This window comes from Halothiobacillus diazotrophicus, assembly GCF_001663815.1.
In the GTDB taxonomy this organism is placed as follows: Bacteria; Pseudomonadota; Gammaproteobacteria; order Halothiobacillales; family Halothiobacillaceae; genus Halothiobacillus; species Halothiobacillus diazotrophicus.
The window spans coordinates 484,179-507,776 of the sequence record NZ_CP016027.1 but is presented as its reverse complement, the minus strand read 5'-3'; the positions used below and the strand labels follow the sequence as shown (position 1 = coordinate 507,776).

Annotated in this window: 13 protein-coding genes and 1 other RNA gene; 9 read left to right on the top strand and 5 right to left on the bottom strand. The window is 57.2% G+C overall.

The genetic code is table 11. The features are described 5' to 3' along the window. Window positions 1–52 precede the first annotated feature (52 nt). From hypF to ssrA, 8 genes are all read left to right on the top strand, one after another. Complete coding sequence (hypF, locus tag A9404_RS02295) at window positions 53–2,395, top strand: carbamoyltransferase HypF (protein WP_082922999.1); 2,343 nt, start codon at window positions 53–55, stop codon at window positions 2,393–2,395. Further along, window positions 2,392–3,429, top strand: a complete 1,038-nt coding sequence (gene hypE / locus A9404_RS02290) for a hydrogenase expression/formation protein HypE (RefSeq protein ID WP_066098295.1) — start codon at window positions 2,392–2,394, stop codon at window positions 3,427–3,429. Before hypF ends, hypE begins: the two co-directional genes overlap by 4 nt. Window positions 3,430–3,461: 32 nt before the next feature. Further along, entirely contained in the window at window positions 3,462–4,595 is a 1,134-nt protein-coding gene (locus A9404_RS02285) for a 4Fe-4S dicluster domain-containing protein (RefSeq protein ID WP_066098293.1), read from the top strand. After that, window positions 4,592–5,425: an FAD/NAD(P)-binding protein gene (locus A9404_RS02280; protein WP_066098291.1), complete on the top strand. Its 834-nt coding sequence runs from the start codon at window positions 4,592–4,594 to the stop codon at window positions 5,423–5,425. Before A9404_RS02285 ends, A9404_RS02280 begins: the two co-directional genes overlap by 4 nt. A gap of 47 nt (window positions 5,426–5,472) precedes the next feature. Further along, entirely contained in the window at window positions 5,473–6,297 is an 825-nt protein-coding gene (locus tag A9404_RS02275) for an NADH-quinone oxidoreductase subunit B family protein (RefSeq protein WP_066098289.1), read from the top strand. Next, window positions 6,294–7,610 (top strand): Ni/Fe hydrogenase subunit alpha, encoded by a 1,317-nt coding sequence (locus A9404_RS02270; RefSeq protein ID WP_066098287.1) that lies wholly within the window; start codon window positions 6,294–6,296, stop codon window positions 7,608–7,610. Before A9404_RS02275 ends, A9404_RS02270 begins: the two co-directional genes overlap by 4 nt. Beyond that, window positions 7,607–8,188 (top strand): hypothetical protein, encoded by a 582-nt coding sequence (locus A9404_RS13065; RefSeq protein ID WP_082922667.1) that lies wholly within the window; start codon window positions 7,607–7,609, stop codon window positions 8,186–8,188. The genes A9404_RS02270 and A9404_RS13065 overlap by 4 nt, the downstream gene beginning before the upstream one ends. Before the next feature lie 116 nt (window positions 8,189–8,304). Next, window positions 8,305–8,663, top strand: a transfer-messenger RNA (tmRNA) gene (gene ssrA / locus A9404_RS02265). A gap of 93 nt (window positions 8,664–8,756) precedes the next feature. Here the strand turns inward: ssrA and A9404_RS02260 are convergent. Continuing rightward, window positions 8,757–9,068 carry a hypothetical protein gene (locus A9404_RS02260; protein ID WP_156521203.1) on the bottom strand — a complete coding sequence of 104 codons (312 nt, stop codon included), beginning with the start codon at window positions 9,066–9,068 and terminating at the stop codon, window positions 8,757–8,759. Window positions 9,069–9,312: 244 nt separating this feature from the next. On the opposite strand from A9404_RS02260, the gene A9404_RS02250 reads away from it, so the two are divergent. After that, window positions 9,313–13,743 (top strand): EAL domain-containing protein, encoded by a 4,431-nt coding sequence (locus A9404_RS02250; protein WP_082922666.1) that lies wholly within the window; start codon window positions 9,313–9,315, stop codon window positions 13,741–13,743. 39 nt (window positions 13,744–13,782) lie between these two features. Here the strand turns inward: A9404_RS02250 and A9404_RS02245 are convergent, their stop codons facing one another. The 4 genes from A9404_RS02245 to A9404_RS02230 form a co-directional block, all read right to left on the bottom strand. Further along, window positions 13,783–15,390: a methyl-accepting chemotaxis protein gene (locus tag A9404_RS02245; RefSeq protein WP_197490400.1), complete on the bottom strand. Its 1,608-nt coding sequence runs from the start codon at window positions 15,388–15,390 to the stop codon at window positions 13,783–13,785. A gap of 204 nt (window positions 15,391–15,594) precedes the next feature. Beyond that, window positions 15,595–19,857 (bottom strand): PAS domain S-box protein, encoded by a 4,263-nt coding sequence (locus A9404_RS02240; RefSeq protein ID WP_066098277.1) that lies wholly within the window; start codon window positions 19,855–19,857, stop codon window positions 15,595–15,597. Between the two features lie 319 nt (window positions 19,858–20,176). Continuing rightward, on the bottom strand, window positions 20,177–22,675 hold the full coding sequence (locus A9404_RS02235) for an EAL domain-containing protein (RefSeq protein ID WP_066098275.1): 2,499 nt from the start codon (window positions 22,673–22,675) through the stop codon (window positions 20,177–20,179). Further along, window positions 22,672–23,580, bottom strand: coding sequence for a type 2 periplasmic-binding domain-containing protein (locus A9404_RS02230; protein WP_066098273.1), 909 nt, complete (start codon window positions 23,578–23,580; stop codon window positions 22,672–22,674). Before A9404_RS02230 ends, A9404_RS02235 begins: the two co-directional genes overlap by 4 nt. Between the last annotated feature and the right edge of the window lie 18 nt (window positions 23,581–23,598).

The window sequence follows — 23,598 nt, the reverse complement described above, 5'->3', positions numbered from 1 at the left end:
GGCGATCTGTACCGAATCGCTGCAACACCCTGAAGCGCCAGCCGCCCGAAAGATGGCACGACGTTATGAGCTTCATGGCCCGGTCCAGGGCGTCGGTTTCCGCCCCTTCGTGTACCGCTTGGCCAACACGCTCAACCTCTGGGGCCACGTTTGGAATGCCGATGGACGCGTCTTCATCGAAGTCGAGGGGTCAATTGACGCACTGCAGGCATTCGCGCATCGACTGACCGCTGAAGCACCGACCCCGACGCAACCGACCATTGCCGCCATCCAAGCAATTCCGCCAACCCATGCCCCGAACTTCACGATCCAGCCCAGTCCCACGAACGCACGCTTAAGCGCAGCCCACCGATTTCCTCTGGATCAGGCCATGTGCGATGCCTGTCTCAACGAGATGAACAATCCTGAAAACCGGCGTCACGGGTACGCCTTCACCCACTGCAATGCGTGCGGGCCGCGATACAGCATCATGACGGGTCTGCCCTACGATCGAGAACGTACGACCCTTGCGGCCTTTCCCATGTGTGCCGAATGTGCCGCCGAATATGGCGATCCGGCCAATCGGCGATTTCATGCCCAGGGAATTGGCTGCCCAAGCTGTGGACCGCAAATCCATTACCGTTCCACATCCGGTGACACCATCCGCAATCCGCAGGCTGCTCTGATTGCGGCGCTCGACTGCCTACGGGACGGCGGCATCGTCGCGGTACGCGGTGTCGGTGGCTACCACCTGATGGCCGACGCCACCCAGGATCAGGCCGTGGCAACACTGCGGGCTCGCAAGCGCCGTCCGGACAAACCCCTGGCAGTCATGGTCCCCTGGCATGGCAAGGACGGACTGGATGCCGTCCACGAGCTTGCCGAACTCACAGAATGCGAGGCAGAAGCCTTGTGCCGGCCAGAGCGGCCCATCGTGCTACTACGCAGCAAGGCGAAGCAACAGGCATCCCATCGGCTTAGCGCGCAGATTGCACCGGGACTTCATGAAGTCGGACTGATCCTGCCCTATGCCCCGATCCATCATCTGATGCTGTCGGCACTCGATCGGCCCCTGATCGCGACCTCCGGCAACATCAGCGGCGAACCGATCATCATCAACCCCGAGGACGCCGAAGCCCAACTTGCCGAGATCGCGGATGGCTTTCTGCACCATGATCGCCGGATCGTGCATCCGCTCGAGGACGGCATTTACCGCCGGATTGCGGGGAGAATGCGCCCCATTCGCCTCGGTCGGGGTGCTACGCCCCTCATCTTCGACCTGCCTCAGACTATTGAAACACCCCTGCTGGCTGTCGGCGCGGAGCAGCGAAACACCACAAGCCTAGCCTGGCGCGATCAACTTCTTCTCTCGCCGCAGCTGGGCGATCTCTCCGGATTTGCCGCGCAACAACGCTTTATCCAGCAGACGACGGAATTACCGGCGTCGGTCGCGATTTCTGCCCGTCGGGTCTGCCACGATCGTCATCCGGACTACGCCAGCACCCGCTGGGCCAAGGCCTCTGGACTCAAATGCCGTGCGGTCGCGCATCACCACGCCCATGCCTCGGCCCTATGTGCCGAAAAGGGACTGGTGGACACCGATACCCTGATATTTACCTGGGATGGCACGGGCCTGGGCTCCGATGACACGCTCTGGGGCGGCGAAACGTTTTATGGCCGACCGGGCGCCTGGCGACGCGTTGCCTCGTTTGCGCCGTTCCTCATGCCGGGCGGCGACGCGGCAATCCGGTCCCCCTGGCGACTGGCCCAGTCGCTGGCCTGGGCATGCGGACTGCCCTGGCGTGCGACAACGGCGACGAATGAGGAGCGCCAGTTGCTGCAGACCATGCTCGAAAGGGGGCTGAATTCGCCACCGACCTCGTCAGTAGGCCGGCTCTTCGACGCAGCGGCTGCCCTGTTGCGACTGGTCGAAAACAGCACCCACGAAAGCCAGGCACCCAGCCGTCTGGAATCGGTGGCCACCGAAGCGACGACCGACTCGAAGTTGTACCGTAGCGAGGCGCGCAACGCCGGAGAGATGCTGCCGGTGGACCTGCCCATAGAACAGGATTCGGACGACCTGTTGCGGGTCGATTGGCGCCCGCTGATCCGGATGATGACGGACGAAACACGAACGGTGGCCGAGCGGGCTGCCGATTTCCACCACGCACTTGCCCATCTGATTCACAAGCAAGTCAGGCTGCTCCGTCAAACGCGCCCAATCGAGGCCGTCGGGCTGTGCGGCGGCGTGTTCCAGAATCGTCTGCTCACCGAAACAGCAGTCACGCTCCTGGCGGCAGACGGTATCGAGGTCCTGCTCCCCGAGCGACTCCCCGCTAACGATGCAGCCATCAGCTTCGGCCAGATCATCGAAGGACTCGTTCCTGAAACGAATCCCGGCAGGCGTATCCTATGACCGATCCGAACGAGAAAAATGGCGAAGTCGCCCGGATCACCATGGCGCATGGGAACGGCGGCCGTCGGATGCGCGAGCTGATCCAATCCCTCTTCCTGCGTCACCTGGGCAATCCCTGGCTCACGCCACTCACCGATGCGGCCATTCTCCCTCATCGACTCCCTCCGGATCACGACCTGGCCTTTGCCAGTGATGGCGTGACCGTACAACCTCTGTTCTTCCCAGGTGGCGATATCGGCAGCCTGGCCGTACATGGCACGGTCAACGATCTTGCGGTGTCCGGCGCGACCCCGCTCTATCTCAGCATCAACGCCTTTCTCGAGGAAGGACTACCCATCGAGCAGCTGGACCGCATTGTAGGCAGTCTGGCCACAGCCGCGCGGGCAAACAACGTGCACATCGTTGCCGGAGACACCAAGGTGCTGCCCCAGGGCTTATGCGATGGCGTCTATCTGGGCGTATCCGGCATCGGTGTCCGACCCCGGGGCCTCCTCTTGGGCGCGGAACGGATTCATGCCGGTGACGCCATTCTGGTCAGTGGACCGGTTGGGGATCATGGCATCGCCGTCCTACTGGCCCGCGAGGCCTTCGGACTGAGTGGCTCGCTGGCCTCGGACAGCGCCAGCGTCCTGCCCCTGACCCAATCCATACTCGACCTGCCCGGCTTGCGCCTGATGCGCGATCCCACCCGCGGGGGCCTGGCCACCGTGCTTCATGAAATCGCCGAAGCGACTGGACAGGGTATTCAGCTTGACGAGGGGCAAATCCCGATCCGGCCCGCCGTGCGCAGCGCCTGTGACATGCTGGGGTACGACCCCCTGTTCATGGCCTGCGAGGGGCGCGTCGTTGCGGTGGTTTCGATTCATGACGTGGACGACGTCTTGCGCCGCTGGCGCGCCTTGCCTCAGGGGCAGGAAGCCAGCCGTATCGGCGTCGTCGTCCCGGATCACGATCAGATCGTCGTCCGCAACGCCTGGGGTGGTAAACGCGTGCTTCAACCCCTTGAGAACGACCCCCTTCCCAGGATCTGTTGACAACCCAAAACAAAGGAAAAGGTCGCAACACGATGTATATAAGCAGGTTTTTACCCAGGGAACGCTTCGACGACCTGATCGAGGCACTCCGTGCCGCGGGTTATCCCATTGTCGGGCCACAGGTCCACGATCAGGCTATTGTCTTCGACGCGTTGAACCACGCCGCGCAATTACCGATCGGCATCGTCGACGAGCAATCGCCCGGACGCTACCGCCTGCATGCATCGGATACGAATCGCTATTTCGATTGGACCACCGGCCCTCAGGCGCTCAAGCCCATGACCTTCGTCCCTCGGGAAACCCTCTGGCGCAGCGTCCGCCAGCCTGACGGACAGCTCGAATTCTCGGCGGAGCATGCCGACATGCCACAGACCGCCGTCATCGGCATTCGGGCCTGTGACCTCGCGGCACTCGCCATCCAGGACCGGCATTTCATGCATGGTCCACAGAGCGATCCCTACTATGTCCAGCGTCGCGAACGCCTGTTTCTGGTTGCCGTGAACTGCATGCGTTCGTCAGATACCTGCTTCTGCGCGGCCACCGGCGATGGCCCCAAAGTGCATACCGGACAGGACCTCTCGCTCTCGGAGCTGGATGAAGGATTTATCCTGGAAGCCCATACCGGGCAGGCTCGTGAGATCCTGGCGTCGCTATCGATCGGACCGGCCGATGATGAACAGCTCGACAGAGCCGAAACCGGAATCAAGCAGGCGGCAGACAACCAACGACGAAGCCTCCCCGCGGGACCGCTTCAGGAGAAACTCGTCGGAGCAGTCGACCATCCGCACTGGCAAACCCTCAATGACCGCTGCCTGACCTGCGGCAATTGTACAGCGGTATGTCCGACCTGCTTCTGCCAGAGCCATGTCGAGGAGATCTCCCTGAACGGCCAGGAAACCCGCCATGATCGACAATGGGAGAGCTGCTTCAACCCCGATCACAGCTACATCCATGGCATCGTGATCCGAGCCGAACGGCCGCAACGCTACCGACAGTGGTTGACCCACAAGTTCGGCACCTGGGAAGAACAATTCGGCCGTGGCGGTTGCACGGGATGCGGCCGCTGCATCGCCTGGTGCCCGGTCGGCATCGATGTCACGGAGGAACTGGCCGCCGTCTGTTCCCCGCCCACCCTCACCGCTGACTCCGGAGGATCTCCGTCATGAGTTACGCCCTAACCCCCTTCGAGGCGGAAGTCATCGAGCGTCATGACGAAACGCCCGATCTCTTCAGTCTTCAATTGCGTCTCACCGACGCGACACGCCAGGCCCAATACCGTTTCGTTCCGGGTCAATTCAACATGCTCTATCTGCCCGGCATGGGGGAGGTGCCGATTTCCATCGTGTCCGATCCCGAAGATCGACACGTCATCAATCACACCATCCGCAAGGTCGGATCGGTAACCGACAATCTGGGCAAGCTGCAGGTGGGTGACCGGCTGGGACTCCGCGGGCCTTACGGACGGGGCTGGCCGATCGACGCGGCGGAAGGGACCGATCTCGTGGTCGTGACCGGCGGCCTGGGCTGTGCACCCTCGGTTTCCTTCATCGAATATGCCCTGCGACGTCAGTCGCGGTATGGCCATATTCATATCATCCAGGGCGTCAAGCACGCCCACGATTTCATCTGGCGCGAACGCTACGAACTCTGGCGTACCTATCCCGATGTTGATGTCTGGTTGACGGCGGATACGGGCGATACGCTGTGGCCGGGCAAGGTCGGCCCGGTCACGCAATTCTTCGATCAACTGAGCATCGCCCCCCAACGCACCTCGGTCATCATGTGCGGGCCGGAGGGCATGATGAATGCCGTCGTTCGCGATATGCGTCAGCGCAACGTCCCCGACACGCAGATCTGGTTGAGCATGGAACGGAACATGCACTGTGCCATCGGCTCCTGCGGCCGCTGCCAACTGGGTGCAAAATTCGTCTGTCGCGACGGACCCGTGTTCAACTTCGCGGAGTTGGCGCCGTACTGGGGTCACAAAGGCGTATGAACAACCTCATCCACACTGGCAACACCGCCTGACTCGGAGGACCCCATATGCACGGTGCATCATCCCGCCCCCGCGTGGCCGTACACAAGTTCAGCTCCTGTGACGGTTGCCAGCTGGCGTTCCTGAATCTCGGCGAGCCCCTCCTGGTCCTCGCGGAAACCGTGGACATCCTGCATTTTGCCGAAGCAGGGCCTATCGACGAGGACGCCGTCGTGGACATCGCCTTCGTCGAGGGCAGCATCGCCACCTCGAAGGATGCGGAGCGCCTGGCGAAGATTCGGGAAAACAGCCGTTACGTCGTCACCATCGGCGCCTGCGCGACGGCAGGCGGCATTCAGGCACTACGCAATCTCCACGATGCCGGCGAATGGATGGCTGGCATCTATGCCCAGCCCGAGTTTCTCGATCTCCTGCCTGAATCGAAGCCCATCGCGGCCGTAATCAAGGTCGATCTGGAGCTCTGGGGCTGCCCCGTCAACGGCGCACAGGTGCTCGGCGTCACCAAGTCGCTTCTGGCCGGCCACTTGCCACGAATCGACCACAGTGCCGTCTGCATGTCCTGCAAACGCCAGAATCTCGTGTGCGTCATGGTGACTCAGGGCAAACCCTGCATGGGTCCTGTCACCCAAACCGGCTGCGGTGCACTCTGCCCCAGCATGCAACGGGACTGCTACGCCTGCTATGGCCCCGCTGCCCAAGCCAATGTCTCCGCCTTCAGCCAGCATCTCGCGGCAACCGGCATGACACCCCGGGAAATTGGTCAGCGTTTTCTCTTCATCAATAGTCAGGCGTCGCCATTCGCTGATGCGGGAAAAGCGTGGTTCGACGCGGCGGCATCGGAAACGCAACCGGTGTCAGGAGCAGGTCAATGAGCGATTCAAGAACCGGGAATAACTTGAGAACCGGAGACATTCATGTGCCCGTTCTGGCACGTGTCGAGGGGGAAGGCGCCCTGGATATCCGGATTCGGAACGGGCAGATCGACGATCTGAAATTGCGGATCTTCGAACCGCCGCGGCTGTTCGAAAAGCTCCTCGAAGGTCGCCCGGCTCAGGATGTCATCGATACCGTGGCACGGATCTGCGGTATCTGTCCCGTGGCCTACCAGATGAGCGCCGTCGCCGCCATCGAGTCCATTTTCCAATTGACGCCCAGTCCCTGGGTTCAGGCGATGCGGCGCGTCATGTATTGCGGCGAATGGATTCAAAGCCACAGCCTGCACATCCATCTGCTGGCCGCACCGGATTTTCTCGGTTTCGACAGCGCGCCCGAGATGGCAAAGCGCTTCCCGGCCGAAGTGCGTCGAGGGCTTCATCTTCAGGGCATCGGCAACGAGATCATCCGCACCTTTGGTGGCCGCTCCGTCCATCCGGTGGGCGTCCGGCCAGGGGGATTCTTCCGTGCCCCCACCGCCACCGCGATCAGCGAGCTGCGCGAAAAGCTGCAGGACGGACTACAGGCCGCATCGGGGTTGATCGAGTGGGTGGCGACACTACCGATACCCGTAGACGACCAGGAGTTTGTGTGTGTCAGCCTACGTCATCATGACGACTACGCCATCGAGCGTGGCCGTATCATCTCGGATCAGGGGCTGGACATCGGCATCGACGACTACGAACGACACTTCCGGGAATTCCAGGTGCCGCATTCCACCGCATTGCATGCCCTGCTGGATGATCGTCCCTATCTGGTCGGTCCGCTCGCGCGCATCAACAACAATCTTGATCAGCTGCCTGCCGATCTGCGCGCCATAATCGCGACCACGGGCATCGCATTTCCGAGTCGGAACATGTTTCACAGCATTCTGGCGCGCGCCATCGAGATCCATTACGCCTTGAGTGAAGCCTTGAGGCTCACGGAAGACTACGACGCCGGTAGCACGCCCTTCATCGAACCATCACCCCTGCCCGGTATCGGATTCGGCTGTACGGAGGCGCCCAGGGGCATCCTCTGGCACCGCTATGAACTGGATGAACAGGGGTGGGTCAAATCGGCACGAATTGTTCCGCCCACCAGCCAGAATCAGGCGCGCATGGAGGAAGACCTCAAGACCACCCTGACGCGCTTCGGACTGAACCAGACGGATGACGCGCTGCGGCTCCACGGCGAAATGGTCGTCCGGAATTACGACCCCTGCATCTCCTGCGCCACGCACTTTCTGGATTTTCGCGCGGAGCGATCATGAGCAGGCTATATGTCTTCGGTCTGGGATCCCCCCTTGGCTGGGATCAGATCGGCTGGCTGGCGGCGGATCGCCTGCGCGCCCGATTCGCCGACGACCCGTCGATCGTCGTCGATCAACTGAATCAACCCACCGGCCTCTTCATGCATCCCCTGAGCCCAAGCGACACCCTGATCTTCCTCGATATCATGCTGGGAACGGGAGCACCCGGTTCGGTACGGGTAATGACGCCAAAGGATTTGCCGAATCGGACCGCCTCGCCTTCCTCGCACGGCATCGACCTGCATGCCACACTCCAGTTACTGGATGCGGTCATTGGCGATGACCCGTCCGTTCGGATCAAAGGCCCCACGGTCCATATCGTCGCAATCGAATCGCCCCATGCCCCCCAGACGGACACATCTTCCCTTCCTAACAATGTGTTGGCCCCCTGGGTCACGGCACTGTCCCAGGCAGCAGAAACGCAGATCCTAAACGGGAAGCAACCTGCTTTCAGGGCTGATCCTCGTTCATCACACACTACCGCTACGAGCGCGGGATCACCCGGCAGGGCTGGCGTCCGCTTTCCCCCACCGGGTTAAGCGCGTAGAATTGACGCCGTATTCACGGGAAACGCGCCCGGGAAAGTCCCAACCAGTGCCATACGGAACTGCTGGATCTTGAAAACCCACGGCGCGCCCCCATGAATACGGAACCAGGGGGTGACATGGCTTCGACGCGAGTCACGAAACTCTAGGTGCATGTCGAGGGGTAGAGCCTCGTAAAAATCTGCAAAAAATTTAGTTGCCAACGACGACAACTACGCACTCGCTGCTTAATAACCAGTAGGGTGCCGTCTGACTGAAGCCGTGCTTGTGCGTTCAGGTTCCAGGCGTCGACTCTCACAAGATCGTCATGAAGCGCGCCCAGCGTGGATTGACTAAAAACTCACTGGGCTCGCCGTCGGTTTTCCCTGCCTGTTGGGTAGCTGGCGTCTAAAACAGTTAACAGGAAAAACATGTAGTACCGAAAGCGTAGGGTTTGCGGACGGGGGTTCAATTCCCCCCACCTCCACCAAACAAGATAACCCCCCCGTCCGCAAGGATCGGGGGGTTTTTCATGGCGACCGATGTCTATGTCGACGATCGGGCAACAGGTCGATCAAGGTTTCTAATCGATTTCGTCTTTCCAGATCGGGGCCACCGGATCCGTTTCCGACGGAAAGAAAATGCAACGCAGGTCATTCACGAAGGCCCAGTACTGTTCATCCAGATCAAGTGACTCCGCCAGAAGCACCCTGCTCTCGTCTGAGGGATCGTCTTCATGCGCCGATTGCGATTCCGCCGCATAAAGCTGATCCAGTCGTTGCTGAATCAGACGTATGCTTCTCTTGGCCGGGTGCCTCTGGATGATCCGTTCGAAGAGTTCTTCATCGGTCATCGAAATTACGCTGCCCGTCACTTCATTGGTATAAATAATCACTGCGTACACCTCAGCCCATCATTCGGGAGATTGTTGGTAAATCGACTCCCTTCCGGTGTTCCGGCCAACCCTGGCCACGCATGAGGGAAAGTGAGTGTCATTGATTCATCAATTTTAACATGCCTATACAAAACAAAATGATAGGCAAGAAATCTAGGAAAACACTCAGACAATCCCCATAATCTGATTATCAAAGTGGCAAGGATCACGTCACCGGCCGGCGGACACCGGGGAATGGAGCGCAATGACCATAGAAGCAAGGGACAACCTGAAACAGGACAGTCAGCCTGCGGAAAACCCGTCTGCGGCCACCGGTTCATGCAGGCCCCCTCGCACCAGAAACAGGAAACGACATCAGACCCTGCTTTTTGCCTTCTTCGCATTATTACTCCTGCCGGTCGCTGCCGGCAGTCTCTGGATCGAGCATAGTCAATACCGACTGGCTGAAAACGAAACCAAAGATCACGGGCAACATCTGGCCGCCGCCTATGCCAGCCAAATTGCCAGTCGACTTAATGTCCAATTCACGACCCTGGATTTCCTGGCATCGACGCTCATCAGCACAGGCACAGACCCGCTCCATCCTTCCCGTGAAGCCGATCGGGTCATGCGTCATTTCATCGAGCTGCACCCGAATATCTACGCATTCAATATTCAATCGGCGGATGGCAACACCATTGTCTGGTCGACCACCAACCAATCCCACATACCAATCAATAACGGCGACGAATTCACGGCGCTCGGGCTAAACAGGAATTTCCTACTGGGGCGCGCCACGTTTGCCCAGAGAGTGGACGCGCATGTACTCCCCATGCGATTCAGGGTGACCGATTCGGATGGGAAGACCCGCTTCTTTGTCGGTTCCCCCTATCACCTGGATCGACTGCTTCATGATGAACAACCATTACTATCGCGGATCTTCCGATTCACGGTTATCGACCTTCGGGACCGTAGCGTCCTCGGTGAGTGGCAGGATGGTCGCGTGTTGTTCAACGGTACCCCGGGAAAAGTTCAGACCGATCCGATCGATGTACCGGGTTACCCACTACAGATACAAATCAACTGGGCAGCAAACAGAGCAATGGAGCTGTACATGGCTCAGGCGCCCCTCCGCTGGGCCTGGGAAATCGGCACGCTTTTTCTGCTTGGCCTGGCCGCTGCAGGCATCGTCGTCCTTTTTCAGCACCGCATACGGGACGCACAGCGGCTCAAACGACTTAACGAATTCAACACGATGTCGGCGCAGGTCAGCCAGATCATCGCCACTACAGACGATGACGGGGTATTGCTCCAGGAGATATGCAGGCTTTCCATTCAATATGGTCACCTGAAACTTGCCTGGGTCGGCACACCGGACAAACGGGAACTATTGCGATGTATCGCTGCATTCGGCGCGGTCGACTACCTCCAGGATCTCGCCGTGTCGCTCCACCCGCAACACAACCAGCAGGGAGATCCGGTCGGACTCGCCTGGCGCGATCAGAAACCCCGCTTTTACCAGTCCTGCAAGGACTCGAATTACGCCAAACCCTGGCAGGCACGTGCTTGTCGTTTCGGTCTTCACGCCTGTGCGGCACACCCCATTTTCCGAAATGGACAGATATGGGCGATATTCAGTGTCTATCACGCACAGGAAAACGTGTGGGACGAAGATGTTCAACAATTGCTCGGGGAATTGGCGCACATCATTTCCCGCGGTCTGGATCAGATTGACGCCCGTAACCGGGAGCGACAACTCGAACGGAGGCTACTGCAGTCCCAGAACTATCAACGCGCGCTATTCGAAAAAAATGCCGCGGGACTGTTTCTGGTCGACGAACACAGGATCATTCAAGATGCTAATGCCTCACTGAGCGAAATTACCGGCTATCCCATCGATGAACTCGTCGGAAAAAGCACGGCACTGCTTCACGTCGATCATGACGCTTTTGAACGTTTTGCGACACAGCACGCAGCTTTGCTTCATGGTCAGCCATGGATTCATGAAACGGCAAATATCCGCAGGAAAGACGGCACCATCATCATCGTGCAGATCCTGGGTTCACCGGTTTCCCTGGCAAGTGGAGACCCGGGGATACTTTGGAGTATCGTCGACGTCACCCTGCAGCAGCAGGCTCAGGATCAGATTCTCTTCGAGTCTTTGCACGACGCACTGACCCGCCTCCCCAACCGTCGGGCATTGGATGAATATCTACCAAAAGCCATTGCCCGGGCCGATCGCCAAAATACCATCCTGGCGGTCGGCATGCTGGATCTCGACGATTTCAAGCCCATCAATGACAACTGGGGGCACGAGGCAGGTGACAAGCTCCTGAATCAGTTGGCCGCAAGGATGCAGTCCCTGATTCGCGAAACGGACTTCCTTGTCCGGCTGGGCGGGGACGAATTCATTGTTGTGCTCGAAAACCTCGAATCGGGCAATACCATGGCTCAGTTGCAGGCGGCGCTGGACCGCTTGCACCAAGCCGTTGAATACCCGTTCGTCCTTTCCGAGACCACCCGTGCCGAAGTCGGCATGACGCTCGGCGTGGCCCTCTTTCCCTTCGATGCAAAGGATGGCGACAGCCTGATACGGCATGCCGATGCAGCCATGTACCAGGCCAAGGAGCACAAACACGATCGGCAGCAGTGGTGGCGCCATGGCGTCGACCGCGCCGGTCCGCCGGAATCTGAGAAACAGTTTGACGCCTACAGCGAGGAAGCGGTTGCCCTGCTCCATAAAACGCGACCGTATCTGGAGCGCGTACTCGGCCAATTCGTCAATTCCTTCTACTCGGAACTTGCCCGGGATCCTCAAGCCAATGCGATCCTCAAAACACTCAGCAATCAGGAAATGGCCGGACTTATGCAGAGTCAGCGCCATCATCTGCAATTCCTGCTGAACCCCGAAACGTCCCAGGCGGGACTCATCGAACACGCGCGGCACGTCGGCACGGTCCATGTCCTGGTTGGGGTCAGGCCAATCTTATTAACGCAGGGTATCAGTCTATACCGTCGACTACTCAACGAGCACCTGAGTCATGCTTTACTACCCGCTCGCGAGCGGTACCGGCTACTCATCACCGCCGAAACCCGTATCCAGGACGATCTGCATGTCGAACTGGCCATCGAGGACCAGATTCTCACCGCCTATTTTCGTCTCAACTCGGCCCCGCTGCCCCCCCAGGGGATATCGTGGCAGGAAAGCAGCACGGCGGAAATCAATCAGATCGGGGCACTAGCCGGCATTCAGGCCGCTTTGCTCGTTCAACTCGCACCAGATGGCACATTCACCATCGTGACCCATGCAGGCCCTCTGGCATCAACCGTTGCCGAACTGTACGCCCGACCGGGGCATGAGCCCGTGGTCGATCCCTCGTCGCCACGCGGCATGACAATTTGCGCGCAGGCATGGCGAAGCAGACAGATCTACTCGATCCCCTCGCTGTCGCAGGATCCGCATTATCAGGTGTGGCGGGAATCACCGCTCATCGAGCGCGCACGCTCAGCCCTCAGCGTGCCCATCATCAACGAACAGGGACAATGCGAAGCGGTGATCGTGATGATGGGTGCCTACCCCAGTCAGTTCGAATCGCAGGTGATGCAGCAATTCGCCTTCGGGATGAAGCAGCGATGGGAGCAGATTTGGGCGCGCTCTGGCACCAGGCCCCCCATCGTGCCGGAGGCGGAAGCAAAAAAAATACGTCAACGCCTCTTCAACAACGGCCTGCAAATGTTGGTTCAACCGATCGTGGATCTTCGGACCGGCCAGATGATCAAGGTCGAAGCTCTTGCCCGGCTCAATCTGAAGGAAGCGCAAACGGTACCGCCCAGTTTCTTCCTGGCATTGCTGAGCGAAGCCGAATTGAACCGGCTATTTTGCATCGGTCTGGAAGCATCACTCGCACATCTCGTATCCTGGGACGAGCAAGGGATGAGCGTCGATGTGTCCATCAATCTGCCGCCCTGCGCGCTATTGGACAACCAGAGTCCGGACTGGGTCCGAACGGCACTGGAAAAATACGGAATCGCGCCGCAACGGCTAACACTCGAGCTGTTGGAAACCCAGTCCATGGATATCGTGCAAAGAAACGAGGTCATCGAACGACTGCTGAACTTAGGTGTCAAGCTGGCAATCGACGATCTCGGCTCCGGATACAGCAGTCTGCAACGGTTGTCGTCCATTCCCTTCGAAACAATCAAAATCGATCAGGGGCTGCTGATTCAGGTTCGGGACAAGCCGATCCAGACGATCGGACTGATCTCGTCCATCGTACAGATGGGGCGCGATCTCAATTTTGTGGTCGTCGTGGAGGGACTGGAAGACAAAGGGATGCTCGAAATGGCCGCCATCCTCGGCGCACAACAGGGGCAGGGATACGCACTTGCCCGCCCGATGACCGCGAAACATCTGGAACCCTGGTACCGCGGATTCGAGCTACCGATCCGTCCCGAGAAGATCGATACCTTTCTGGGTGCGCTGACCTATCACTGGTGGTTCATTCACCACGAGCACCACGTTCATCCCGTGGATGAGGCAGAATGTCCACTCACCCAATTCCTGATCGATCAGGACCTGCAGGATAGCGAGGTAGCCCGGTGGCACAAGCTGATCCACGACAACCCCGGGGATGCAGGAACCAGCGCCTTGCTGACCGGCTACCTGATCGAGCGCATCAGGGACAAAAGCATTTAGGCAACCGTGTGCCCATCCGACCTGCCTCTATCAAAACGCTCAATTGTTCGCCTTACTGCCCCGACCACGAGCGTTCTGTCGAGACGATATCTTGGAGCCGTCAATGCCCAAGTTGTACGCGGCAACGATATATTGCAGCTCTTCGGATAGCTTGGCGATTTGATCTCCCAGCGCCGCATTGTCCCGACTCAGGCGCGTGGCCGTCTCCGTCTGGTTACTGATCTCGGTGATGTTGCGATTCATTTCCTCGGCCACCAAGCTCTGTTCTTCCGTGGCTGTGGCGATTTGCGTGCTCATGTCCCCGATATGCTGGACCGCCGTATTGATTTGCCCCAGCGCCTGCTCGGTCGCCGTCGCCCGTTCCTTGACGTTCTCCATCTGGCTATGCCCCTGCTGGACCACGTCCACGGCCTCGACGATCCCGCTGCGCAACTGTTCGATCATGTCGCGGATTTCAATCGTCGAGGATTGGGTCTTGGCGGCCAGGGAGCGCACCTCGTCGGCTACCACGGCAAATCCGCGACCATGTTCGCCGGCACGCGCCGCCTCGATCGCCGCGTTCAACGCCAGCAGATTGGTCTGGTCGGCAATGCCGCTGATCAGCTTCACCACGTTCTCGATGGCATCGCCCTTGGTTCGGAGGGTGTCGATCACCTTGGCGGTGCCATCCAGGCGCGCAGACAGCTGGTTGATCGCAGCATGCGTGCGCTGCAATTCCTGCTGCCCCTCGGCTGTCTGCTTCTGAGCCTGGTGCACCGCCTCGGCCGTTTGCGATGCATTCCGCGCCACATCCTGGACAGTGGCGGTCATCTGATTCATGGCTGCGGCGACCATCTCGGTCTGGCTTGTCTGGCGTTCGAGCCCTCTGACCGACTGCTCGCTACTGCTCGACAGCTGCTCGGCCACCGAGGACAGTGTGACTGAAGACTCCGTGAATTCGCCGATCACCGTAATCAAACGCGCCTGCAAGGATTTGGTGGATTCCGCAATACTGCCGACTTCGTTCCGACCCTTAACGTCAATGCGATCGCGAAGATACCCAGCGGCAATGCGCTTCAATTCCGCGGCGGTATGTTTGATGGGTCTGAACAAGGATCGGACGATCAGATACATGGGTATCGGCCAGAACAGGCCCAGGACGCCCATAATGAGATGCTCGGCATCGAGCGGACTTTGACTGGTGAACAATAGATACAGATTGAAGGTCTGGAACGCCATGAGAAAGAGCATTCCGAAATTGATCAGCAGCAAAGCCGAGTAATCATGGAAGCCGCGCTTTTTTGGCATGGTCGCCGATGGGTCGGCATTCAACTGCTTGAACAGTTTCTCCGCATCGCGGATTTGCGTATCCGTCGGGCGCGTTCTCACCGACTGGTAGCCGATAATTTCCCGTTCCTTGAATATGGGACTGACATAAGCGTCGACCCAATAATGATCACCATTCTTGCAGCGATTCTTGACGAGATTACGCCAGGATTCGCCTTTCTTCAGTGTTTGCCATAGATCAGCAAAGGCCGCAGCAGGCATATCCGGATGACGCACGACATTATGACTTTTACCAACGAGCTCATCGCGGGTAAAACCGCTCACGGCAATGAAGTCATCATTGACGTAGGTAATAACACCCTTTAGATCGGTCGTAGACACCAAAAAAACATCGTCGGAAAAGGTCACATTCCGTTGCGTTACCGGACCATTGTTTTTCATAAATGCCCCCTGAGCAGAATTGATGAACCACGCTTAAAAGCCTAGACCATAAATTTAATAGCACGGGTATTTTTTTCGGTGATCTGTCTCTCGGCAATACCTATAAAACGGGAAAGAAGGAAAATAGAAATCCACGAAGGGATATTATCGACCTTCACGATGACACGCTTTTGAATAGCGCTCGAAATCCGCCGCGGAAAGGGGCTTACTGAAATAATACCCCTGTACTTCATCACAATGCTGCCCCTGCAGGAAACCGAGCTGCCCTTCCGTTTCCACGCCCTCTGCGATTATTTTCAGACCCAGGTTCTTACCGAGATTGATAATCGCTGTGACGATGGCGCGGTCTTCCGGATCCGTCGTGATATCGCGAACAAACGATTGATCAATCTTCAACTTGTGCAGTTTGAATTTCTTTAAATAGCTGAGCGACGAATATCCCGTCCCGAAATCGTCGATCGACATGCGTACGCCTTGCGCATGCAACCGGTCCATGACAGTGATGGCACCCACCGGGTCCTGCAAGGTCGCCCCTTCGGTCAGTTCCAGTTCCAGACGATCCGGCGGCAACCCTGACTCCTGAAGAATTCGCGAAATCGTATCCGGTAGATCAGGATGGCGGAATTGGACTGCGGATAGATTCACCGCAAGCACACCATCGAACACACCGGCGTTCATCCATGCACGTGCCTGTTTTGCCGCAGTGCGCAATGCCCATTCCCCAATCGGGATGATCAGGCCGCTGCTTTCGGCAATCGGAATGAACTCTCCCGGCGAAACGGCACCGAATTCAGGGTGCTGCCAACGCAACAGTGCCTCCATGCCGATGATCGAGTTGGTCTGTACGGACATCTGAGGCTGATAGAAGACGGACAGCTCGCCATAGTTCACGGCGTGACGCAACGCCGTCGCCAGTTGCATGTTCCTGGACAGTTGAGACTGCAATTCGGGGGTGAAGAATCGGTAACAGTTTCGCCCCTCGAGCTTGGCACGATACATCGCGGTGTCCGCGCTCTTGGAGAGCGATTCGAGATCCTCTCCGTCTTCGGGATATATTGCGATCCCAATGGAAGCGGAAACGACGAGATCATAGGGCTCGATCTGAAAGGGCACCGCAATCACCTGCAAGAGCTTCTGAGCCACGCGTGCCGCGCACGCTGCGTCGCAATCGGGCAGCACCAGGATGAACTCGTCGCCCCCCATGCGCGACGGCGTGTCTTCATCGCGAAGCACTTTTCTCAGTCGCGTGGCTATTTCGAGCAGAAGCGCATCGCCGATGCTGTGACCCAGGGTGTCGTTGATATCCTTGAACCGATCAATATCGAGAAACAGCACAGCGAGACTGCTCTGGGATCGGCGCATCAGGGAAATCAGGAACGATAGCTGCTCCGAGAGCTTGACCCGATTTGGCAAGCCGGTCAGCGCATCGTAGTTCGCCATATACTGAATCTGCTCACGGGCGGACTTGTGCTCGGTGATGTCTCGCGTAATGCCCAGCAGCGCAGACACCCCACCCTGTGCATCGCGCATGGGTGCGGCATGCGTGCCCAACCAGCGCCGCGTCCCTTTGGCACCGATGATTTCGAACTCCAGTGTGCCGGAATCACCCTCGAGCACGCGTTGATGCAATCCCAGGAAATCGTCCCGATACTCTGGCGCGACGAATTCGAGCAGCCCGCGTTCGCGGACATCGTCGATGGAATCGACTTCCAGCATTCTGAGCCCGGCCTGGTTCATCTCGATAAGCGCCCCATCCCGACCAACGACCTTCACGCATTCCGGTTCGGTTTCGACAATCGTTCGCAAATGCTGCTCACTGACGCGCAATGCCTCCTCGGCAAGGCGGCGCTCCTGTTCGCCAACGAATCGATCCAGGGCAAAGCTGATATCCATGGCCATTTCTTCAAGCAGACGCTGGGCCGGTTCGTCGAAGGTTGCCAAGGCATCGGAATAGACGATCAAGGCGCCAACGATATTCCCACGCCGATAGAGCGGCAAGGAGGCCATGGATTGCCACCCGTATTCAGCCGCCCGATCCCGCCAGGGCGCCAGCGCGGGATCGTTACGAAAATCCTGACACCAGTAAGGCCGCTTTTCCCGAACCGCGATCCCGGTCGGCCCTCTGCCCGTCGCCAGCTGACCATCGGTTGTCACGTCGAGTCCTTGCAGAAAAGCCTGGCCACTGCCGTAAGCAGCCACCGGAATCACCCGTGCCTCCATGGGATCGAGCTTCCCGATCCATGCCAACGTCATTCCACCGTAATCGACCGCATCGCGACAAATCTGTGGGAACAGCTCTTCTTCGGAGTTACATCGAACAATGGCCTGATTGCATTGACTCAAGGCTGCATACAGTTGCGTCATCCGTCGAATCTTTTCGTCGGCACGTTTCTGCTGAGAAATATCCATGAAAATGCCAATCATTCTCAGGGCATTGCCTGACGAATCTCGGGCCACAATCTTTCCGATCGACCGCATCCAAAGCCAATCGCCCATCTTGGTACGTCTTCGATACTCCACGGAGACGGGGCCGCCGGTGTCGATACAACGTTGAAAAGCTTCGGCAACCTGAGCCCGATCCGAAGGGTGCACATTGGCTAGCCAGTCAGGTACAGACGGTTTGAATTCTTCATTGCTGAACCCGATCATCCCGGCATAGTCTTCGCTGACGATCGCAGCGCCGGTCTGCACGTTGATATCGAACCAGGCCTGATTGGCGACCGTGAGTGCCAAGCGGAGCCGCTCCTCATTCAATCGGAGTTCGGATTCGCTGTTGTATCGGCTAATTGCGATCTGGGCAATGTGCGTCGTGGTGGCGATCAGGGCCAGATGCTCCGGCGTCGGCAAACCCGGTTGCCGGTAGTACATGGCGAACGTTCCGAGTACACGATCGCGCCCGTCGATGATCGGCGTTGACCAGCAGGCATGCAAACCATGAGGCAATGCCGCATCCCGATATTGCGCCCATAGGGGATCCGTGGCGATGTCCTCGACATAGACAGCCACCTTGCGATAAGCCGCAGTACCGCAAGAACCCGCCTCCGGTCCAATCGGCTGGCCATCCACCGCGTTGGTGAATGCCGCAGGCAAACTCGGCGCCGCACCATGACGCACATGGATCCCATCCGGATCAAGCAACAGGATCGATCCCAACATGCCGGGCGACTGGGATTCGATCAGTCGAACCAATCGATCGAGCGTTTCCGCGAGCGGTAATCCACTCGCGATCATTTCCAAAATTTGTGTTTGCCCCTTAAGCAGCGTCTCCCAGCGTTTCCGTTCGTGGATATTGCGACTCAGGATGGCAAGACCCGCCGGTTGACCGTGCATGTCGTAAATCATGAAGACGTTGTAGAGTACCCAGATCGCTGCCCCGGTCTGGAAATGCCGCATCCGGATCTCGACCTCCCGCCCGCCTTCTCGGATCACGGCAGGGAGAAAATCTTCGGTAATGAATCGCTGATCTTCCGTAAAGAAAAAGTCCTGCATACGAATCATTTTCAGCGCATCGAGATCGGGTAAACCGATCAGGCTCAAACCGGCGGGATTGGCATAAACCGGGCGAAGTTCCAGATCTGCGATACCGATGAACTCCTGGCTGTTATTCGCCAGGGATACGAACAGTTCGCGCTCATTCTCGAGGAGTATGCGGGGTGTGATGTCATGGGCGATACCCAGGATCTGCGTCACGACTCCGTCTTCATTCCGGGTAAACGGCGTTTCGCGGGCGTTTAACCAGAGCCATTCGCCGGATTTGTTGCGCACTCGAAACTCAATGCGACGCACCTCATCGCTAGTCGCATACGGCCAAGCCTCGTGATGCTGCCGGATTCTCGGTAAATCGTCTGGGTGAAACAGAGCGAGAAACCAGGAACCAAGATCCTGTGTTTCCTCGGGCGTGTAGCCGAACAAGGCGAACCAGTGGCGATTGACATAAACGTTTTGCTGTCGTTCCAGGTCGAAAATATAGACGGTACCGGGCTCCGTATCGAGTATGCGCTCCAGAAAATGCTTCTGCTCGGCCAACTCATTCTGAATTTTCTTGCGACGACGAATATCTCGAACATTCGAGAAGATGACCGTCTCCCCTTCCAGGTCGAGCGGTTGTGCGTAAATCTCGACAGGTATCTCGATACCATTCTTGGTGCGATGCTGCCACTCGAATATCTCGCCACGCGCCATCAGCTCACGCAATTTGGGACGCACGAAATCGCGATGATCGTCGGCACTCAACTGAGACACATTCATGCCGAGCAGTTCATCCCGCGAGTATCCGTAGCGCGCGATCGCCGTCCGATTCGCTTCAAGGATGCGGCCGTCCTCTGCAATAATCACTGCAGCATCGAGGCTCGCATCCAGCACCGATTGCAGAACGATGTTGCCAAATCGCGATCGAGTATTGTCCATCACCCTCTCTCCTGGTCCAATCGCTCAAAACGTATTCGGATTGCCGCCGGATACCGAACAGCGGCAAGACGCTGACCAATCGTCAGAAATACACTTGAACGTTCGCAAAACTGATTTTTCTGCGAATAGCGCCTATATCGGACAATAGCTGATCTTCGTGAGAAATCCGAGCAACTCGTTGATCCCAATGGAGGCGCCTCAACCAGGAATCCACTCCTGAGTCCGCAATACAGGTACCAATCGATTGTCTACGCGCGCCATCCTCGAACGGGCCGGCAGGGCGGGCGCACAGATGCAAGATCGGGAAGATCGAGAAGACCTAAAGCGCCGACGACTCGATCTCATCGCGGACAGGCAAGTCAGCCGCCGGCTCATAGAAATAATACCCCTGCGAGGTATCGATACCGAAACGAACGACCCACTTGTAAATCGCCTCATTGGTCACGAACTCAGCGACGGTGGTCACGCCCATTTCATGCGCGAAATCGCAGATATGCTTGACGATAATCTGGGTATTACGATCATGCGGGAGATTGCGTATGAGACTGCCGTCGATTTTCAAAACGTCCATATTCAACTTGATCAGGTGATCGAAGTTGGAATATCCCGCCCCGAAATCGTCGATGGCGAACTGACAGCCCAAGGACTTGAAGCGCAGGATGAACGCCCGCACGGATTCATAGTTGTGAATCCCCTCGCTCTCCAGAATTTCGAAAATCAGTCGACTCCCGATTTGTCGCAGAGAAATCTGATGTTCCAGATAATCGGCCAATTTGTCATCCGACAAATCCTCGGCGGACAGATTGACGCTGATCGGTAAGGCGCAGCGTTGCAGTTCATTAAAGACCTGATCGATCATCATGCGGGTCAGATGCGTGTACAACTTGGTTTTCTTGGCAATTTCCAGGAAAACGTACGGACTGACGATCTGTCCGTCTGTCTCGATCAACCTCATCAGGGCCTCATATTTGACGATCCTGCGCGTCTTGTTATCAACGATGGGCTGGTAATAAGGAACAATGCGCGACTGCTCGATAGCCTGCTTGATGCGCTTGTACCAGGCAATGTTGTTCTCCTGCTCCTGAGTCGATGATGCGCCTTCATAGATCCGAACGCTCTGATGGGACATTTTCGCCTGCTTCAATGCCGCGGTCGCATGAGGCAACCCCTGATCAGATACATACGCCATGCCGATACTTACCGTCATGATGACGTCAATATCTGCGAGAGTGAACGAAGACCGGGCCGTTTCGACGACCAGGTGATCCAGAAATTTTCGGAATGGTTCGATCTGATGAGCATCGGTCTGGAGGAGTGCGAATTCGTCTCCGCCCAACTTGTACAGAGTGACGTTTTTCAACGGAGCAATCATCCGCAATAACCACTGGGCATAAGCAACCAGCAAGGCGTCACCGATCGTGATGCCGTACACGGCATTGATGTCACTGAAACGGTCGATATTGATGATGGCCAGCAGTCCGCTGGAGGAGCGGTTCAGATACTCGATCAAGGCAACACGATTGGGCAAACCCGTGTTGGAGTCCGTCGTCAGATGGTGTTCCAACTGAACCCGACGTTCAAAGGCCTGGATAGCGAAGGCGATATCGCCGGAAAGATCTTCCAGCATGGAGATTTCCTTGAGATCAAAACCCGCCTCACGATGCGTATACAGTCCGAGGACCCCGATCGGATCCTCATGCACGCTGGGCCGAAGGGGCAAGGCGACGAACGCACCGTAGCCTGCTTGCTGGGCTATTGTTCGCCAGATAGCCCGCATTTCTTCTTCCCCGTCAGGAACGGAAAGTTGCTCGGCAAATTTTGCCTTACCAAGACGGAACGCATTCACCACCGGATCAAGGGACTCATCGGCATCAAGAACGGCAAGAATCTGATGGGGTTGGAGGTCGATCGTCGCATCTGCGTTAGAACAGGCACTCAGTTCAATGACACCTTGTCGGGCAAGTCCGATCCAGCAGAATGCATTACCCGGGTGGCTTGCCAAGCGCTCGGTGCTCTTGACCATCAACTCATCCACAGTCTTGGCAGTGATCAATACCTGGTTGACGTCCGCAATCGTCCGCAAAATGCCATCAAGGTAGCGCGCGTTCTCGTAGGCAGTCTTCAAGTCGCTGTGTTGCTGATGCAGGGATAGGAATGTTTCGCTCAACGTTCTATCGAGATCGGCGAACTCTTGAATAAAAAAATCTTTGGTCTTCACCGATGCGGATCGGACCTTATGTGCCATGTGCTCCAGGGGAATCACAATGGCTCGACGGACAAGCTCGAAAACAAGACCGCTCATCAATGCCAATGCGATGAACAAACCGATGCCATACATGATGGCAACCTGATTCATGCGACCGAATACGTAATCCTTATCGATGCCGGCGAACAGCCAAGCCTGCTTTTTGTGCTCGCCATCGTAATAGGTCAATGATGTCCTGAACAACGCATCCTTGTACTCGACTATGCCCTTGTACAACTGTGCAACAGAGACGTAATTACCATGAAGCTCTTGACCTATTCGGGCTCGGGACGAGGAATACGTCAGATGGCGTCCATCCAGGGAAAGAGACAGCTCGGCGAGTGACTTGTTTACACCAACCGCCTGATCCAGCGTTTCCTGGATATCCGAAAACCGATTGGTCTGCAGAACACGTTTGAGATCGTTTTCTACGTAATACAGGTTCTGGTTCAATCCATCGGCAACCGCGTTAAGCGTTACCATACGTTCTATGTAATAGAAGGCCATGGACAGAGCGATAATGACCACCCCGATGAAACCAATACCAAACAACGCAAGTCGATGGACCTTCATGGCAATAACTGATCCGTCTCGACCCCCTGGGCGCGTAATTGTTGCAAAATCAGCTTACCGGGCGGTTGAACGAACCACTCGATCTCACGCGTACTTTGCATGAATTGCGCATAGGTTTGCCCCTCTAGGTATCCATGAATCGTTTCATAGTATGCTTCGGGATCCTGTTGCAACGCATGCACGGCACGGATGTAAATTTGTTTCAGCTTCAGGAATTGGTCCAGTTCCGCCGAAATGATGTCTTTGTCGACAAAAAGTGCGTCTATGACATTGAACGACGTCAGGGTATGCGTTGAAGCAATGATTTTGAAACCATTTTCCATGATTTGAGACGCATAAGGCGCATAAGAAATCAGGATGAGGGGGGCGTCACCCGGCTGGATTTCGGTCATGGACTTCTGAGCCGCATTCAACAATTCGAAATCAACGCCATCCAAATGGTTTTCACGGGTGAAGGCGTGAAAGATATCGGATTGCAGAGACCCCCGCTCCAGATACACGGTGATTGGCAGTTTGATCACCTTGAGCTCGGGTAGTGTCCTGTTCGAGAGGATGACGTCAGCACCGTCGGAACGATCAATCAAAAATACCGGCTTCAGTTTGGCATGATCCTGGGCATGCAACATCTCGTACTGCGTGGCAGTGAACCCCTGAGTAAAGCCCCGTTCGAATAGTCGTACGTTCTCGGTCAGATCCACCTGCCAGACGAAATGAAACGGTGTGTCGTCCAGCCAGCCTTTCTCCTGGGCATAGATAAACGGTGTGAATCCAACCCAGGGATTCGAGGAGATACGAATTTCATCCTGAGAAACGTCAGATACAAAGCGGTAGCCGAGGTATGATGAACCTGCGAGCAACGCCAGCGCGGCCAGAACGAGCAACCCGCGAGCAGCAAGGCCTGGCATCTTATTGAAAATCGTCCA

What these genes read in the sequence shown, in the direction of transcription:
- A9404_RS13065 (WP_082922667.1), top strand. Translation starts at nt 7,607, where the DNA reads ATGAGCAGGCTATATGTCTTCGGTCTGGGATCCCCCCTTGGCTGGGAT.
- A9404_RS02250 (WP_082922666.1), top strand. Translation starts at nt 9,313, where the DNA reads ATGACCATAGAAGCAAGGGACAACCTGAAACAGGACAGTCAGCCTGCG.
- A9404_RS02285 (WP_066098293.1), top strand. Translation starts at nt 3,462, where the DNA reads ATGTATATAAGCAGGTTTTTACCCAGGGAACGCTTCGACGACCTGATC.
- A9404_RS02275 (WP_066098289.1), top strand. Translation starts at nt 5,473, where the DNA reads ATGCACGGTGCATCATCCCGCCCCCGCGTGGCCGTACACAAGTTCAGC.
- hypE (WP_066098295.1), top strand. Translation starts at nt 2,392, where the DNA reads ATGACCGATCCGAACGAGAAAAATGGCGAAGTCGCCCGGATCACCATG.
- A9404_RS02240 (WP_066098277.1), bottom strand. Translation starts at nt 19,857, where the DNA reads ATGGACAATACTCGATCGCGATTTGGCAACATCGTTCTGCAATCGGTG.
- hypF (WP_082922999.1), top strand. Translation starts at nt 53, where the DNA reads ATGGCACGACGTTATGAGCTTCATGGCCCGGTCCAGGGCGTCGGTTTC.
- A9404_RS02270 (WP_066098287.1), top strand. Translation starts at nt 6,294, where the DNA reads ATGAGCGATTCAAGAACCGGGAATAACTTGAGAACCGGAGACATTCAT.
- A9404_RS02235 (WP_066098275.1), bottom strand. Translation starts at nt 22,675, where the DNA reads ATGAAGGTCCATCGACTTGCGTTGTTTGGTATTGGTTTCATCGGGGTG.
- A9404_RS02230 (WP_066098273.1), bottom strand. Translation starts at nt 23,580, where the DNA reads ATGCCAGGCCTTGCTGCTCGCGGGTTGCTCGTTCTGGCCGCGCTGGCG.
- A9404_RS02280 (WP_066098291.1), top strand. Translation starts at nt 4,592, where the DNA reads ATGAGTTACGCCCTAACCCCCTTCGAGGCGGAAGTCATCGAGCGTCAT.